General features: G+C 71.6%; 13 protein-coding genes and 1 pseudogene. 7 read left to right on the top strand and 7 right to left on the bottom strand.

Translation table 11 applies throughout. The features are described 5' to 3' along the window. Positions 1 to 3: 3 nt before the first annotated feature. Positions 4 to 798, bottom strand: coding sequence for a VOC family protein (locus ACFY3C_RS37025; RefSeq protein WP_390773952.1), 795 nt, complete (start codon positions 796 to 798; stop codon positions 4 to 6). A 147-nt stretch (positions 799 to 945) separates the two neighbouring features. On the opposite strand from ACFY3C_RS37025, the gene ACFY3C_RS37020 reads away from it, so the two are divergent. From ACFY3C_RS37020 to ACFY3C_RS37000, 5 genes are all read left to right on the top strand, one after another. After that, positions 946 to 1983 (top strand): zinc-binding alcohol dehydrogenase family protein, encoded by a 1038-nt coding sequence (locus ACFY3C_RS37020; protein ID WP_390773951.1) that lies wholly within the window; start codon positions 946 to 948, stop codon positions 1981 to 1983. A 231-nt stretch (positions 1984 to 2214) separates the two neighbouring features. Continuing rightward, complete coding sequence (locus ACFY3C_RS37015) at positions 2215 to 3657, top strand: family 2B encapsulin nanocompartment shell protein (RefSeq protein WP_389177007.1); 1443 nt, start codon at positions 2215 to 2217, stop codon at positions 3655 to 3657. 16 nt (positions 3658 to 3673) lie between these two features. Then, positions 3674 to 4726 (top strand): family 2 encapsulin nanocompartment cargo protein terpene cyclase, encoded by a 1053-nt coding sequence (locus ACFY3C_RS37010; RefSeq protein ID WP_386578605.1) that lies wholly within the window; start codon positions 3674 to 3676, stop codon positions 4724 to 4726. A 49-nt stretch (positions 4727 to 4775) separates the two neighbouring features. After that, complete coding sequence (locus ACFY3C_RS37005) at positions 4776 to 5660, top strand: geranyl diphosphate 2-C-methyltransferase (RefSeq protein ID WP_386578604.1); 885 nt, start codon at positions 4776 to 4778, stop codon at positions 5658 to 5660. Positions 5661 to 5757: 97 nt separating this feature from the next. Next, positions 5758 to 6654: an aminoglycoside phosphotransferase family protein gene (locus ACFY3C_RS37000; protein ID WP_386578603.1), complete on the top strand. Its 897-nt coding sequence runs from the start codon at positions 5758 to 5760 to the stop codon at positions 6652 to 6654. A gap of 45 nt (positions 6655 to 6699) precedes the next feature. On the opposite strand, the gene ACFY3C_RS36995 is transcribed toward ACFY3C_RS37000, so the two are convergent. Next, entirely contained in the window at positions 6700 to 7182 is a 483-nt protein-coding gene (locus ACFY3C_RS36995; protein WP_390773950.1) for a VOC family protein, read from the bottom strand. 123 nt (positions 7183 to 7305) lie between these two features. Here ACFY3C_RS36995 and ACFY3C_RS36990 point away from each other — a divergent pair, with 123 nt between their 5' ends. Further along, positions 7306 to 8511: an epoxide hydrolase family protein gene (locus tag ACFY3C_RS36990; RefSeq protein WP_390773949.1), complete on the top strand. Its 1206-nt coding sequence runs from the start codon at positions 7306 to 7308 to the stop codon at positions 8509 to 8511. A gap of 19 nt (positions 8512 to 8530) precedes the next feature. On the opposite strand, the gene ACFY3C_RS36985 is transcribed toward ACFY3C_RS36990, so the two are convergent. The 3 genes and pseudogenes from ACFY3C_RS36985 to ACFY3C_RS36975 all read right to left on the bottom strand — a co-directional run. Beyond that, positions 8531 to 8932 carry a helix-turn-helix domain-containing protein gene (locus ACFY3C_RS36985; protein WP_390773948.1) on the bottom strand — a complete coding sequence of 134 codons (402 nt, stop codon included), beginning with the start codon at positions 8930 to 8932 and terminating at the stop codon, positions 8531 to 8533. 9 nt (positions 8933 to 8941) lie between these two features. Then, the gene (locus ACFY3C_RS36980) at positions 8942 to 9394 is read right to left on the bottom strand and encodes an ATP-binding protein (RefSeq protein WP_386578599.1); all 453 of its coding nucleotides are present in this window, start codon (positions 9392 to 9394) and stop codon (positions 8942 to 8944) included. A 387-nt stretch (positions 9395 to 9781) separates the two neighbouring features. Continuing rightward, positions 9782 to 11062: pseudogene (locus tag ACFY3C_RS36975) on the bottom strand (DUF6777 domain-containing protein); the annotation flags it as partial. 183 nt (positions 11063 to 11245) lie between these two features. Here ACFY3C_RS36975 and ACFY3C_RS36970 point away from each other — a divergent pair. Next, on the top strand, positions 11246 to 12514 hold the full coding sequence (locus tag ACFY3C_RS36970) for a streptophobe family protein (RefSeq protein ID WP_390773947.1): 1269 nt from the start codon (positions 11246 to 11248) through the stop codon (positions 12512 to 12514). Between the two features lie 19 nt (positions 12515 to 12533). Here the strand turns inward: ACFY3C_RS36970 and ACFY3C_RS36965 are convergent, their stop codons facing one another. Further along, positions 12534 to 13535: a serine/threonine-protein kinase gene (locus ACFY3C_RS36965; RefSeq protein WP_386578597.1), complete on the bottom strand. Its 1002-nt coding sequence runs from the start codon at positions 13533 to 13535 to the stop codon at positions 12534 to 12536. Beyond that, entirely contained in the window at positions 13535 to 14095 is a 561-nt protein-coding gene (locus tag ACFY3C_RS36960; protein ID WP_390773946.1) for a hypothetical protein, read from the bottom strand. The genes ACFY3C_RS36965 and ACFY3C_RS36960 overlap by 1 nt, the downstream gene beginning before the upstream one ends. Positions 14096 to 14097 lie beyond the last annotated feature (2 nt).

The raw sequence follows: 14097 nt of genomic DNA, 5'->3' as shown, positions 1-14097 counted from the left end.
CGGTCAGACGTCCTGGAAGCTGGGCCTGTCGCCCTCGGTGGTCGTGGTGTCGATCACGGAGAAGTTCGCGCCCTGCGGGTCGCTGAGCGCCGCGAACCGGCCGAAGGGGCTGCCCATGGGCCCGAAGCGCAGAATGCCGCCCAGCTTGGTCGCCCGGGCCACGGCCGCGTCGCAGTCGTCGACGCCGAAGTACACGTTGATGTACGACGGAACCTCGGGCGGGAACTCGTCGGTCATCCGCATCCGGCCCAGGACCGTGTCGTCGCCGAGGTTGAAGACACGGAAGTCGACCCCGTCGTCCTCGAGCTGCTTCGCCGCGTACGGGAAGACAGCCGTGAGGAACGTGTCCGTTTTATCGGGGTCGCGGGTGAAGACCTCGGCCCAGGTGTAGGCGCCGGGCACCGCCGTCGCCTCGAAGCCCTCGTGGGCACCCGCCTGCCACACGCCGAACACGGCACCGCTGGGCTCAAGAGCGAGGCACATCGTGCCGAAGTCGCCGACCTGCATAGGCTCCATCAGCACCTCGCCACCGTTGTCCCGGATCCTGGCCGCGGTGGCGGCGGCGTCCGGCGACGCGAAGTACAGGCACCACTGCGACTGCCCCTCCTGGCCGGGCACCGGCGGTACGACGGCGGCCACCGCCTTGCCGTTCGCATAGGCCTGTGTGTAATTGCCGTGCTCCGACGCCGCCTCGCCGAAGGTCCAGCCCAGGACCTCGCCGTAGAAGCTCTTGGCGCCCTCGACGTCGGTGAACATCGCGTCGGCCCAACAGGGCGTTCCTTCAGGTTGCACGGCCATGGTCACGGCCCCCTCCGGTGAGGCGGATTGTCCCGATTCTCACGCTAGCCATCCCTCGGTCGGCCCGCGCGCCGAACGGGTGAAACTGCCCGACACTGGACGAGGGAGACGAGGGAGACGGCGGGCTTCGACGAGACGGGGCGCGGAATGTCGGAGTTGATGGCGACGGCAGGGACGACACGGGCATGGTCGGTGACCCGGCCCGGGCCGGTGGAGGAGGATCCCCTCCGGTTCGTCGAGCGGCCGGTGCCCGTTCCCGGGGACGACGAGCTGCTGGTCCACGTGCGCGTCTGCGGAGTGTGCCGCACCGACCTCCACGTCACCGAGGGGGACCTGCCGGTGCACCGGCAGGGGGTGACCCCCGGGCACGAGGTGGTGGGCGTGGTCGCCGGGTTCGGGGCGGGTGTCGAGGGCTTCGCCGTGGGCGACCGGGTGGGCGTGGCCTGGCTGCGGCACACCGACGGCGCGTGCGCGTACTGCCTGCGGGGCGCCGAGAACCTGTGCCCGCGGTCCCGGTACACCGGCTGGGACGCCGACGGCGGTTACGCCGAGTACACGACCGTACCGGCGGACTTCGCCTACCGGCTGCCGAGCGCACTGGACGACGTGCCACTGGCGCCGCTGCTGTGCGCCGGGATCATCGGCTACCGCGCGCTGCGACGCGCCGCGCTGCCGCCGCGCGGCCGGCTCGGGCTGTACGGCTTCGGGGGCAGCGCCCACCTGTGCGCGCAGGTGGCCATCGCCGAGGGCGCCACCGTGCACGTCCTCACGCGCGGCGCGGCCGCCCGGCAGCTGGCCCTCGAACTGGGCGCCGCCTCGGCCCGCGACGCGTACGACCTGCCACCGGAACCCCTGGACAGCGCGATCCTGTTCGCCCCGGTCGGCGACCTGGTCCCGGTCGCGCTGCGGGCGCTGGACCGCGGCGGGGTCCTGTCCGTGGCGGGCATCCACCTGAGCGACGTACCGCCCCTGCACTACGAGACCGACCTCTTCTACGAGAAGGAACTGCGCAGCGTCACCTCCAACACGCGCGCGGACGGCCGCGAGTTCCTGGAGAAGGCCGCGCTGCACAAAGTCCACGCGACGACGCACACGTATCCCCTGTCGCAGGCACCACAGGCCCTGAAAGACCTCAAGGCCGGGCGCTTCGACGGGGCGGCGGTGCTGGTGAACGATCTTTCCTGATCGCAAACATGAGAATTCACCGCGTGCGGAGGCAGAGTTGCGGCGCGTGATCACGAACACCGCCTCGCAACGCTCTCACCGGCGGGTTCGCACCACTTGTTGATCAAAGGCGCCCCCTGCGCGCTGTACCCGAAGATCACGCGTCCTGTTTGGCTGGTCGGAGCGCACCGGCACCCCGTGCACCACCGACCGATCCCCATCACCCCCGTTCGCCTCTCCGCAGGAGGGAATGTGTCCACTCCGGACATCGCCACCGGTTCCGCAGTCGACGAACCCGATCCCGGGCCCCCGACCGACGGGCAGCTCACCAGCCTGAGCACCCGGGCGGCCCGCAACCTCGCCACCACGACCAAGTCCGAACCGCAGATGCAGGCCATCACCTCGCGATGGCTGCTGAAGACCCTGCCGTGGGTGGACGTCAAGGGCGGCACGTACCGGGTCAACCGCCGTCTGCAACTGCGCACGGGGCGCGGCCGCGTGCACTTCGAGCAGAACGGCGCCGACGACATCCGGGTCATTCCCGAGACGCTGACCGAGCTGCCGATCCTGCGCGGCTACCCCGACCTGGACGTGCTGCGGGAGATGGCCACCCGCTTCCAGCCCCGGGAGGTGCGCCCGGGCCAGGTGCTGTTCGAGGCCGGGCAGCCGGTCACGGAGGCGTACCTGGTGGTGCACGGCCGGTTCACCCGGTTCGCGGCCGGCAAGTACGGCGAGGAGGAGATCGTCGGGGTCGTCAGGGACGGCGACCAGATGGGCGACGAGGCGGTCGGCCAGTCCGACCCGCTGTGGCTCACCTCGGTGCGGGCGGAGACGGCGGGAGTGGTGCTGGCGCTGCCCTGGGACGCCGTCCAGGAGTTCACCGAGCGGGTGCCGTCCCTCGCCGCCCATCTCCACGCGTACGTCGAGCAGCAGCGCAAGCCGATGAACCGCAAGGGGGAGGCGGAGGTCCCGGTGCAGGCCGGCCACGTCGGCGAGCAGACGCTGCCCGGCGGCTTCGTGGACTACGAACTCGCCCCCCGCGAGTACGAGTTGTCGCTCACCCAGACCGTGCTGCGGGTGCACACCAGGGTCGCCGACCTCTACAACAGCCCGATGGACCAGACCCAGCAGCAGCTGCGCCTCACGGTCGAGGAGATCCGTGAGCGCCAGGAGTGGGAACTGGTCAACAACCGGGAGTTCGGACTGCTGCACAACATCGACTACGGCCAGCGGATCAGCTCCTTCACCGGGCCGCCGACGCCCGACGACATGGACGAGCTGCTCTCCATGCGCCGCAAGACCAAGGTGTTCCTGGCGCACCCGAAGGCGATCGCGGCCTTCTTCCGGCAGTGCAACCGGCGCGGTCTGGTGCCCGCCTCCGCGAACATCGACGGGCACGAGATCCCGGCCTGGCGCGGGGTCCCGATCTATCCGTGCAGCAAGATCCCGATCAGCGACGACCACACCACCAGCATCATCGCGCTGCGCACCGGCGAGGCCGACCAGGGCGTCATCGGCCTCTACCAGACCGGTATCCCGGAGGAGTTCCAGCCGGGTCTGAACGTCCGCTTCATGGGTATCGACACCGCCGCGATCATCAACTACCTCGTCACCGCCTACTACTCGCTGGCCATCCTGGTCCCCGACGCCGCGGGGATCCTGGAGAACGTCCAGCTGGGCCGGACTGCCGACTGACGGCCTGGAGCACACCATGACCACACCCACCAACGCCTACACACTCCCCGGGCCGCACAACATCGCCCAGAGCATGCGCCGGCCGCGGCGCACCGGGGTCATCCCCGGACTGCACTACCAGCCGGCCGTTCCCGCCGACCCGGAGAAGGCCGCCGAGATCGACAGCCGGCTCGAGACCTGGGCCCGCGACCTGGATCTGTTTCCCGCGGCCTGGACCGGGGACTTCTCGGACTTCCAGTTCGGCCGGGCCGTCGTACTCCAGCATCCGGGCGCTCTCGACCTGGACCGCCTCACCGCCGCGGGCAAGCTGCTGCTCGCCGAGAACATCGTCGACTCCTGCTACTGCGAGGAGGACGAGGGCCGGGGCGGATCGCGGCGCGGTCTGGGCGGCCCGCTGATCATCGCCCAGTCGGCGCTCGACCCCTTCCACGGCATCCCGGAGCTGGAGGAGGAGTGGCGCGAGGGCATCCGGGCCGACGGTCCGCTGCGCTCGTACCACTTCGCCCTCGCGGACTACGCGGCCATCGCCACGCCCAGCCAGACCGACCGGTTCGTGCACGACATGGCCCGGCTGCACATGGGCTACCTGGGCGAGGCCGCCTGGATGGAGACCAAGTACGTGCCGCGGGTCTGGGAGTACCTGGTGATGCGGCAGTTCAACAACTTCCGCCCCTGTCTGTCGCTCGTCGACGCGGTGGACGGCTACGAACTGCCCGAGCAGGTCTACGCCCGGCCGGAGATCCAGCGGATCACCGCCCTCGCATGCAACGCCACCACGATCGTCAACGACCTGTACTCCTTCACCAAGGAGCTGGCGAGCGATCCGGACCACCTCAATCTGCCCCAGGTGGTCGCCGCCAACGACCGGCGCGGCCTGAAGGCGGCATATCTGAAGTCCGTCGAGATCCACAACCGGATCATGGAGGCCTTCGAGGAGGAGTCCGCCCTCCTGTCCGCCACCTCGCCCCTCGTCGAGCGCTACGCCCAGGGGCTGTCCGCCTGGGTCGCCGGCAACCACGAGTGGCACTCCACCAACACCAGCCGCTACCACCTTCCCGACTACTGGTGATCCCACCAGTTCTCCGAAACACCGTCAGACGCACTTCGAGGAGTCACTGTTGACCACCGCCCCTGTCGCCCGGAAGACCCCCACGTCAGCTCCGGTGCCGACCCAGTCCACGTACCAGACCCGTGTCGCGGACTACTGGAACGCCGAAGAGAACCCGGTCAACCTCGAACTCGGAAAGATCGACGACCTGTACCACCACCACTACGGCATCGGGGACGCCGACTGGTCGGTACTCGACGAACCCGACCCGGACCTGCGCAAGAAGCGGGTCACCGGCGAACTGCACCGTCTGGAGCACGCCCAGGCCGAGCTGCTGGCCACCCACCTCGGCCCGCTCACCCCCGCCGACCGCGTCTTCGACGCCGGCTGCGGCCGGGGCGGCGGCAGCGTGGTGGCGAACCTGCGCCACGGCTGCCACTGCGACGGTGTCACGATCTCCGCCAAGCAGGCCGAGTTCGCCAACGAGATGGCCCGCAAGCGGGGCATCGACGGCAAGGTGCGCTACCACCACCGCAACATGCTCGACACCGGCTTCGAGTCGGGCGCGTACGCCGCGTCGTGGAACAACGAGTCCACCATGTACGTCGAGCTGGACCTGCTGTTCGCCGAGCACGCCCGGCTGCTGCGCCGCGGCGGACGGTACGTGGTGATCACCGGCTGCTACAACGACACCTACGGGCAGGCCTCGCGCGAGGTGTCCCTGATCAACGCGCACTACATCTGCGACATCCACCCGAGGTCGGAGTACTTCCGCGCGATGGCCCGCAACCGGCTGGTGCCGGTGCACGTCGAGGACCTGACGCAGGCCACCATCCCGTACTGGGAACTGCGCAAGGAGGCGGACCACCTGGTCACCGGCATCGAGGACACCTTCCTGTCCGCGTACCGCAATGGCAGCTTCCAGTACCTGCTGATCGTGGCCGACCGGGTCTGATCCCAACAGGCCGACGAGCGGGGGCGGTGTCCAACGACGCCGCCCCCCTCGGTATTTCGCTCGACAGGGGGCGCGCCGGGCTCTTGGATGGGGCCCCATGTGTGCGGTGAAGATGCACGAGGACGAGGTCGAGACCGACGCTGCGCTGGTCCGGCGGATGATCGCACGGCAGTTCCCCGACTGGGGGTCGCTGCCCGTCCGGCGTCTGGAGTCGTCCGGTACCGAGAACGCGATGTTCCGTCTGGGGACGGAGCTGGTGGTGCGGCTGCCCCGGCGTCCCGGCGCCGTGGGCGACGTGGTGCACGAGCAGCGCTGGCTGCCCCTCCTCGGGTCGCGCGTTCCGGTGGCCACGCCCGAGCCGGTGGGGCTCGGCGAGCCGGACGAGGACTTTCCGTGGCCCTGGTCGGTGTACCGCTGGCTGGACGGGCGCAACCCGGTCGCGGGCGCCGTCGAGGCGCCGGAGCGGCTGGCCGAGGAGCTGGGGGCGTTCGTGGCCGCGCTACGCCGGACCGACCTCGGGGACGGGCCGTCCGCCGGCCGGGGCGTCCCGCTCGCGACCCGCGACGAGCCGACCCGTGCGGCCCTGGAGCAGCTCACCGGCAGGATCGACACGGACCCGGTGACAGCTCTGTGGGAGCGTGCGCTGCGCGCCCCGGAGCACGGCGGGTCGCCGGCCTGGATGCACGGCGATCTGTCCCCCGGGAACGTCCTGGTGGCCGACGGGCGGCTGAGCGCGGTGATCGACTTCGGCTGTGCCGGGGTCGGCGACCCCGCCGTGGACCTGATCGTGGCCTGGAACCTGCTGCCCGCGACCGCCCGCGACACCTTCCGCAAGACCGTGGGAGCCGACGACGCCGAGTGGGCACGCGGGCGGGGCTGGGCGCTGTCGATCTCGCTGATCCAGCTGCCGTACTACTGGCACACCAACCCGGCGCTCGCGGAGAACTCCCGGCATGTGATCGCCGAGATCCTCGCCGAGGATCCCGGCACGTGATCACCGAGGACGGACAGCGGCCTGCTCCGCCCGCCGTGGGACGGCCTACTCGCCCGCGTACGCCTTGTCCAGCTCGGCGATGTCGAGCTTGCCCATGCTCAGCATGGCGCGGCTGGTGCGGGTCGCCTTCTCCGGGTCCGGGTCGCCGATCATGTCGATCAGGCGGTCGGGGACGACCTGCCAGGAGACGCCGTACCGGTCCTTGAGCCAGCCGCAGGGGCCGGCCTCGCCGCCGTTCTCGGTGAGCCGGTTCCAGTAGTAGTCGATCTCCTGCTGGTCGGAACAGAAGATCTGGAACGAGATCGCCTCGGTGAACTTGAACTGGGGGCCGCCGTTGAGCGCGACGAACTGGTGGCCGTTGGCCGTGAACTCCACGGCCACCACCGAACCGGCCGGCCCGGGCCCGGCCTCGGTGAAGCGGCCGACACGGCCGACGCTGGAGTTCTTGAAGATCGACACGTAGTAGTCGGCGGCCTCCTCGGCCTGGCCGTCGAACCAGAGACACGTGGTGAATCCGTCGGTGGTCATGCGCACCTCCTGGAGCGTGGAACACGGTCATGTGTATCGACCGGCCCACGCCCCGAAACTCATCGGCCGGCCACCGACCGGCTTCCCGGGGACGGAGCCCGCCGGGGCACTAGCATCCGGGCCATGACGTCTGCGTCCGCCGAGACCATCCGGCCGTTTCGACTGTCGGTACCGCAGAGCGATCTGGACGACCTGTACGACCGCCTCGACCGCACCCGCTGGCCGGCCGAGCTGCCGGGGGCGGGCTGGGAGTACGGCGTTCCCGGCGGCTACCTGCGGGATCTGGCCCGGTACTGGCGGGACGAGTACGACTGGCGGGCCGCCGAGGCGCGGCTGAACGAGTGGCCGCAGTTCACCACCACCGTGGACGGGGCGAACGTCCACTTCGCCCATGTGCGCTCCCCCGAGCCGGACGCGACCCCGCTGATCCTGACCCACGGCTGGCCGGGGTCGATCGTCGAGTTCCTGGACGTCGTCGGGCCGCTCACCGACCCCGTGGCGCACGGCGGCGAGGCCGCCGACGCGTTCCATGTCGTGGTGCCGGGCCTCCCCGGCTTCGGTCTCTCCGGGCCCACCACGCAGCCCGGCTGGGAGGCGGCCCGGATCGCCGACGCCTGGGCGGAGCTGATGCGGCGGCTCGGCTACGAGCGCTTCGGCGCGCACGGCGGCGACTGGGGCGCGGTGGTCTCCCGCGAGCTGGGCCGCGCCCGTCCCGACCGGGTGATCGGCGTTCACCTCACCCTGCTGCCGGGCGCCCAGGCCGCCACCGAGCCCGGCCCGGAGGAACTGAGCGGGCTCGGCACACAGGAACGGGAGAACGCCCTCGCCTCGTGGCGGCGGTGGGCGCAGTGGTCGCGCGAGGGCACGGGCTACGCCGTCCTGCAGTCCACCCGGCCGCACACTCTCGGGTACGCGCTGACGGACTCGCCGGTCGGTCAACTCGCCTGGATCGTCGAGAAGTTCCGGGAGTGGACCGACTCCGAGGAGGTCCCGGAGGAGGCCGTCGACCGGGACCGGCTGCTGACGAACGTCATACTGTACTGGCTGACCGGCACGGCCGGTTCGTCCGCGCGCATCTACTACGAGCGGGCCCACGCGCACGGCCGGACCACCCGGCCCGCCGAGCCGTCCACGGTGCCGACGGCCCTCGCCCTGTTCCCGGCCGAGCCCCAGATCCCGCTGCGCCACAAGGCGGACCGGACCGAGAACATCGTGCGCTGGACGGAGTTCGACCGGGGCGGGCACTTCGCGGCCCTGGAGGAACCGGATCTGCTGGCCGCCGACCTCCGGGCCTTCTTCCGGGAGCTGCGCGAGAAGGGCACCGGCTGAGCGGACCGGGGGCCGTACCTCAGGCCACCAGGCACAAGCCGTTGTACGGCTGGTACGGGCGCTGCGGCACCGCGGCCGTACGGCGGCCCGCGGCGGTGTGCCGGGTCAGCTCGCCCTGCGCGAGCGACAGCAGGTCGCCGAGGCCCAGGCCGAGCGCGCGGGCGGCCGCCGCGAGGACCTCGGAGGAGGCTTCCTTGCGGCCGCGCTCGATCTCGGAGAGATAGGGCAGGGAGATCCGGGCCTCGTCGGCCACGTCCCGGAGCGTGCGCTCCTGCGCCAGCCGCTCACGGCGCAGCACCTCACCGACCAGATCGCGCCACAGGGGCTCCCTGGGCGCGGGCTCGGTCTGGATCGGCTCGGTCCGGTTCGGCTCCGGGCGGAGCGGGATCACACGGGCTTCGTTGCTCACCTGGTTGCTCACCCCCTCACCCTAGGCGCCGAGTTCCACCCGCGCGCACACGCGCTTGCCGACCGGCACGCGCTCCACGGTCACCTGCGCGGCCAGGGCGTGCACGATCTCCAGACCGTGCCGGCCGACGCGCTCGGGGTCCTTCGGGAACCGGCGGGGCAGGGCCGAGCTGCTGTCGTACACCACCACCGTGACGGCGGTGTCCGTGCCCTCCAGCTCCAGGATGTACGGGCCGCTGCTGTGCCGGTCCGCGTTGGTGACCAGCTCGCTCACGACGAGGAGCAGCTCGTCGTCGGCCCGGCTGTCGATGGCGGCGCACCACTCGGTCCTCAGCTGCTGCAAAAACTGGGCCGCGAAAGCCCGTGCGTCGCCGATGCATCCGGGTTCGCCGGTGTAGTGCGCCGCGCGTCGCAGCGGCTCCACGGGTACGTCGAAACCAGTCGGTATCACTGCCCCGCCCAGGTATTCGGTCATGCGTGTCTCTCTCGGAAGCCCGATCCGGCCGTTCAGTGTTGCACCAGTCCTCGTACCCCGAGCCGGGCCCGGCAGTCCCCCTGGTGCGTTCGCCGACCGCGCACAGCGAGCTTTGTCACAGCCGCCGGGGCGGGACTGTGGGGCCGCTCACGTCGCCGGGGAGTTCTCGGCGGGCGAGTTCTCGGCCGGCGGCTGCTCCTGAGCGCTGGAGGGCTCCGCGGCGCTGGACTTCTCCTCCGACTGTCCGGTCTGCGGGGATTCGCCCTGACTGGACGGGGGCTCCGACTTGGGGGACTCCGAGGACGGCGACCCCGAGGTGGAGCCCTCCGTGGACGCGGACTCCGAAGAAGGGGACTCGACCGACGGCGACTCGGACGACGGCGACTCCGACGACGGCGACTCCGACGACGGCGACTCCGACGACGGCGACTCCGAGGACGGCGACTCCGACGATGGCGACTCCGAGGACGGCGACTCGGACTTCGGCGACTCGGACGACGGCGATTCAGACGATGGCGACTCGGAGCTGGGCGAAGTCGAAGTCGAAGTCGGGGACGACGACGAAGGGGACGACTTGGACGGGCCGGTCGAAGTGGACGTCGGCGAAGGTGTCGACGGGCAGGGCTTCGGCCCGGTGCCCGGTGCCCCGGTCGTGCCCGGGGTGGACGCGCAGGCGACGGGGGGCTGGGTCCAGGGGTGGGTGTCCCGCGGCGGCTTGGTGTGCTGGTCGTGCCGGCCGCTGTCGTCGCCACGGTGCCGGTCGAACCAGTCGTCGCGGTGGAAGTCGTAGATCACGAAGACGTTGACGATCACCGTGGTGGGCCGCACCACGACGACGTTCGCGGGCTGGTACGACGCCCACTGGTCGCCCGTGTGCCGTGGCGTGGCGCGCTGGGCGACCGGCGGGGTCAGCGGGTTGCCGCAGGCGCAGCGCGCCCGGGGAACGCCGTGCCCGTCGACCAGGACGGCGGTGCCGGACTGGAGGACGGCCTGGTAGGAGGTGCCGGAGCCGCCGCGGTAGCCGTGGTTGGTGACGCGGGTGTCGGCACGCAGCGTCACGGGGGTGAGCGAGCGCAGGTAGGCGGGGACGGCGGAGGGCTGGATGCCGGCTTCCGCCGCGTACGCGCGGTTCTTGGCCGGGTTGGCCTGGAGGGTCCTGATCTGCTTCTCGACGTCACAGCTGGGGCGGTTCTTGACACCGCTGTAGAGGCCGGGCGCGCCGCCGTCGACCGTGCGCACCTGGCCGGCGGGCGCGGACGTGGTCGCCTGCGAGGTGCCGGTCGGGGCGGAGGTCTTCCCCGGTGAGGCGGTCGTCGCCGGGGCGGAGGTCTTGGGCGGGGCGGAACTCTCCGTCGCGGTCGACTCCATGAAGGGGTCCGGGCCGGCCTTGCTCGCGGCCTGCAGGAAGACCTCGCCACCCTGCGCGGTACCTCCGCCGCCGGGGCGGGTCAGGACCAGCGCCACCACGACCGCGGCGACCACGACGCCGGTGAGGGCGGCCACACGCGGGGCGGACCTCCACCACGGCCGGTGCGGTCCACCGGCCCCTGCCCCGGCGCCTGAGCCCGGTGGTGGTTCGGGCGGTCCGGAGGGGGGCTGGGAGGGTCCCGACAGCGGGCCGGAGGGGGGCCCGGTCGGGCGGCCTGATGACGGAGGTTCGACGCCCACGAGCACTTCTTCCCGTCGCGCTTCCCGTCGTGATGCGCGGCTCTTATCCGAGAAAGACCCGTTTGCTGTGCATTTGCTGCACAATTCCTCCTATTGTGTGCTCCTGCCCCAGGTGACTCGCAAGCCGACGCGGACGGGCCACCCGGCGGGCGGGGTGCCCGCGCGCTGCCTAGCGTGGCAAAGGTGAGCCCTGAGACCGTCCCCGAGCCGCCCGTCGCCCGCCACGGCTGGGTGCAGGCCGCGGCCGCGGTGCTGGCCGGGCTGGCCGTCATGGTCGTACTCGCCGCGCTGGGCCTGTGGGCGGCCGGAGCGGCGGATCTGCCGGACGGCGCCTTCGCCCGGGTGGTGATGGCGACCGTGGTGGCGGCGGTGGGCGGCACGCTCGAACTCTCCGGCAACGCGGGTGTGCTGGCGCAGACCCGAGCCGGCCTCACGGTGATCCCGCTGTCGGTGACCCTCGCCGGTGCGCTGGTGATCGGCGCGGGTTTTCTGCGGCCGTTGCGGCACCGGGCGGTCGCCTCGGCCCGGGAACTGGTGGGCTGGGCCGCCCGGATCGCGGTGCTGTGGCTGATCGCGCTGCTCGGCCTCTCCTTCGCCGCCCGGCAGACCTTCGCCGTGGACGTGGGCAACGGCGCCCTCAGCGATCTCACCGACCTGTTCGACGCGACGCCGAAGGTCGGGTTCACCACGAACGTGCCGCTGACCGTGCTGTTCGGGCTGCTGTGGCTGGCCGGGGTGCTGGTGCTGACCGTGCTGGTCGTGCCCGGCGCGCCGCTGCCGGGGCGCCTGCTGCGCTGCCAGGAGTCGGTGCGCCCCGCCGCGCACGCCATGGTCGTCCTGCTGCTGGCCTATGTCGTGCTGGGCCTCGTCGTCGCGCTGGTGTCGGCGGTGACGCGCGGGCACGTCACCGAGACGTTCGCGGTGATCCTGCTCGGCCTGCCCAACCTGGCCTGGCTCGCTCTCACCCTCGGTCAGGGCGCCACCTGGCACGGCCGGGTCGAAGGTCCGTTCGGCCTGCCGATGCCGCATGTCCTGGACCAGATCCTGCGCACCCCCGATGTCGCCACGCTGAATCTGCGCACGCTCACCGAGTACGACCGCGGGATGTGGTGGCTGCTGGTCACGCAGGTGGTGGTGCTGTCGGGGGTCGCCTTCCTGATGGCGGCGCGGTCCCCGGCCCGGGTCCGGGCCTGGCAGCACGCCCTGCGACTGGCCGTCGCCCTGGCCCTGACGGTGCTGATGATCTGTCTGCTGTGCCGGGTCTCGGCGCACTACGGCTTGTCCCTGCTCGGCATCGGCGACCTGGGCGGCGGTCTGTCCGGGGAGCTGTTCCTCGAACCCGAGCTGTGGCAGGCGGTGGGCATCGGTGCGCTGTGGGGGCTGGCCGCCGGCTTCCTGGGCGCGCTGCTGGCCCGGCCGGTGCACCGGAGGGGCAAGGTCGAGACGCCTTAGCGACCCTCTTGGCGCCCCTCTAGCGGAAGAAGGGCTGAGCCCACTGCGGTGGCTGCGGGGGTTCGGCCGGTTTCCGCAGGTCCGTCTCGGTGTCCGGATCACCCTCACCCTCACCATCACCGTCGCCGTCGTCATGGCCGACGTCGCCGGCCGGGGCCGTGCGCAGGGCGGCGACGAAGTCGAGGCAGGTGTCGTAGCGGGCGTCCGGGCTCTTGGCGAGGGCCCTGGCGAAGACGGCGTCGACGGCCGGGGCGAGGTCGGAGCGGGACTCGCTCGGCGGGGGCGGCTCGTCGTACTGGTGGGCCCACAGCAGCGCCATGTCGTCCTCGCGCACGAAGGGCGGGTGTCCGGCCAGGGTCTCGTAGACGACGCAGGCGAGGCCGTAGACGTCGCAGCGCCCGTCGACGGGCCGGCCGGAGATCTGCTCGGGGGCCACGTAGTCGAGGGTGCCGACGAACTGGCCGACGCTGGTGAACCCGGTCAGGGACAGTGACTTCTTGGTCAGTCCGAAGTCGGTGAGGTAGACGTGCTCGGGGTGCTCGCTGTCGGTGCCCCGGGCGACCAGGATGTTGCCGGGCTTCACGTCCCGGTGGACGAGTCCGTGTTCGTGGGCGGCGTCGAGCGCCGAGGCCACCTGCGCGGCGATGCGTACGGCGACCTCGAACGGCAACGGCCCGCGTTCGTCGAGGAGATGGCGCAGATCGCTGCCGGGGACGTACCGCATGGCGATGTAGAGCACGCCGTCCGTCTCGCCCGCTTCGAACACGGGCACGATGTGCGGATGGTCGATCGCGGCGGCCACCCGGGACTCATGGGTGAAGCGCTGCCGGAAGGTGTCGTTGCGGGCGAGTTCCGGGGCGAGCAGCTTGAGCGCGACCGTCCGGTCCAGACGCAGGTCGCGGGCGCGGTAGACGACGGCCATGCCGCCGCGGCCGATCTCGCTCTGCACCAGGTAGCCGGCCACCTGGCACCCGATCAGTTGCGAGGGCCGGCGGGAGGACAGGCTGGTCTGGCGGGCCATCACGGCTCACCCTTGGGGGCCGTGAAGCGGGTGGGGGCGTGCCCGGTGTCCTCGTCCGACGGCGTCCGGTCGGTGGCGTAGGTGTGCAGCCGCCGTCCGTCGGCGTACAGCCACCGTTCCTCCTCGGAGTCGTACACCCACATGGACTCGCCGTCCAGCACGACCCCGATGCGCAGTCCGCTGGTGCGGTCCCCGAAGGACTGCCCGTCCAGGTCTCCGGCCGCGAGTTCCTCCACCGCCGACCGGTAGTCGGCCAGGGCCTGCTCGGCGCGGGCCAGCAGCGGGCGCGGGTCGGAGGTGCCGGTGGGTGGGCCGTCGCCGGCGGGCGGGTCCTGGGGTACGGCGATCAGGTGGCGGCCGTCGACCCAGGCGGCCCAGCCGTTGGCGCAGCGGATGTGTCCCCAGTCGCCGAGCCGCTCCACCAGCACCACGGGCAGCAGCGGGTCGAGGGGCACGGTGGGCCGGGAGGGGTCCGGGGCCTCCCAGGCGGGCATGCCGTTCGGCGGGACGACGTGGCTGGGCCGGAATCCGGGGGGCTGCTGTTTCGGCTGTTTCGTCATCG

The organism is Streptomyces sp. NPDC001410 (assembly GCF_042895235.1).
In the GTDB taxonomy this organism is placed as follows: domain Bacteria; phylum Actinomycetota; class Actinomycetes; order Streptomycetales; family Streptomycetaceae; genus Streptomyces.
This window is presented reverse-complemented; position numbering and strand designations above follow the sequence as displayed.

Coding starts and splice junctions, on each gene's coding strand:
- ACFY3C_RS37025 (WP_390773952.1), bottom strand. CDS start 798: ATGGCCGTGCAACCTGAAGGAACGCCCTGTTGGGCCGACGCGATGTTC.
- ACFY3C_RS37020 (WP_390773951.1), top strand. CDS start 946: ATGTCGGAGTTGATGGCGACGGCAGGGACGACACGGGCATGGTCGGTG.
- ACFY3C_RS37010 (WP_386578605.1), top strand. CDS start 3,674: ATGACCACACCCACCAACGCCTACACACTCCCCGGGCCGCACAACATC.
- ACFY3C_RS37000 (WP_386578603.1), top strand. CDS start 5,758: ATGTGTGCGGTGAAGATGCACGAGGACGAGGTCGAGACCGACGCTGCG.
- ACFY3C_RS36995 (WP_390773950.1), bottom strand. CDS start 7,182: ATGACCACCGACGGATTCACCACGTGTCTCTGGTTCGACGGCCAGGCC.
- ACFY3C_RS36990 (WP_390773949.1), top strand. CDS start 7,306: ATGACGTCTGCGTCCGCCGAGACCATCCGGCCGTTTCGACTGTCGGTA.
- ACFY3C_RS36980 (WP_386578599.1), bottom strand. CDS start 9,394: ATGACCGAATACCTGGGCGGGGCAGTGATACCGACTGGTTTCGACGTA.
- ACFY3C_RS36965 (WP_386578597.1), bottom strand. CDS start 13,535: ATGGCCCGCCAGACCAGCCTGTCCTCCCGCCGGCCCTCGCAACTGATC.
- ACFY3C_RS36960 (WP_390773946.1), bottom strand. CDS start 14,095: ATGACGAAACAGCCGAAACAGCAGCCCCCCGGATTCCGGCCCAGCCAC.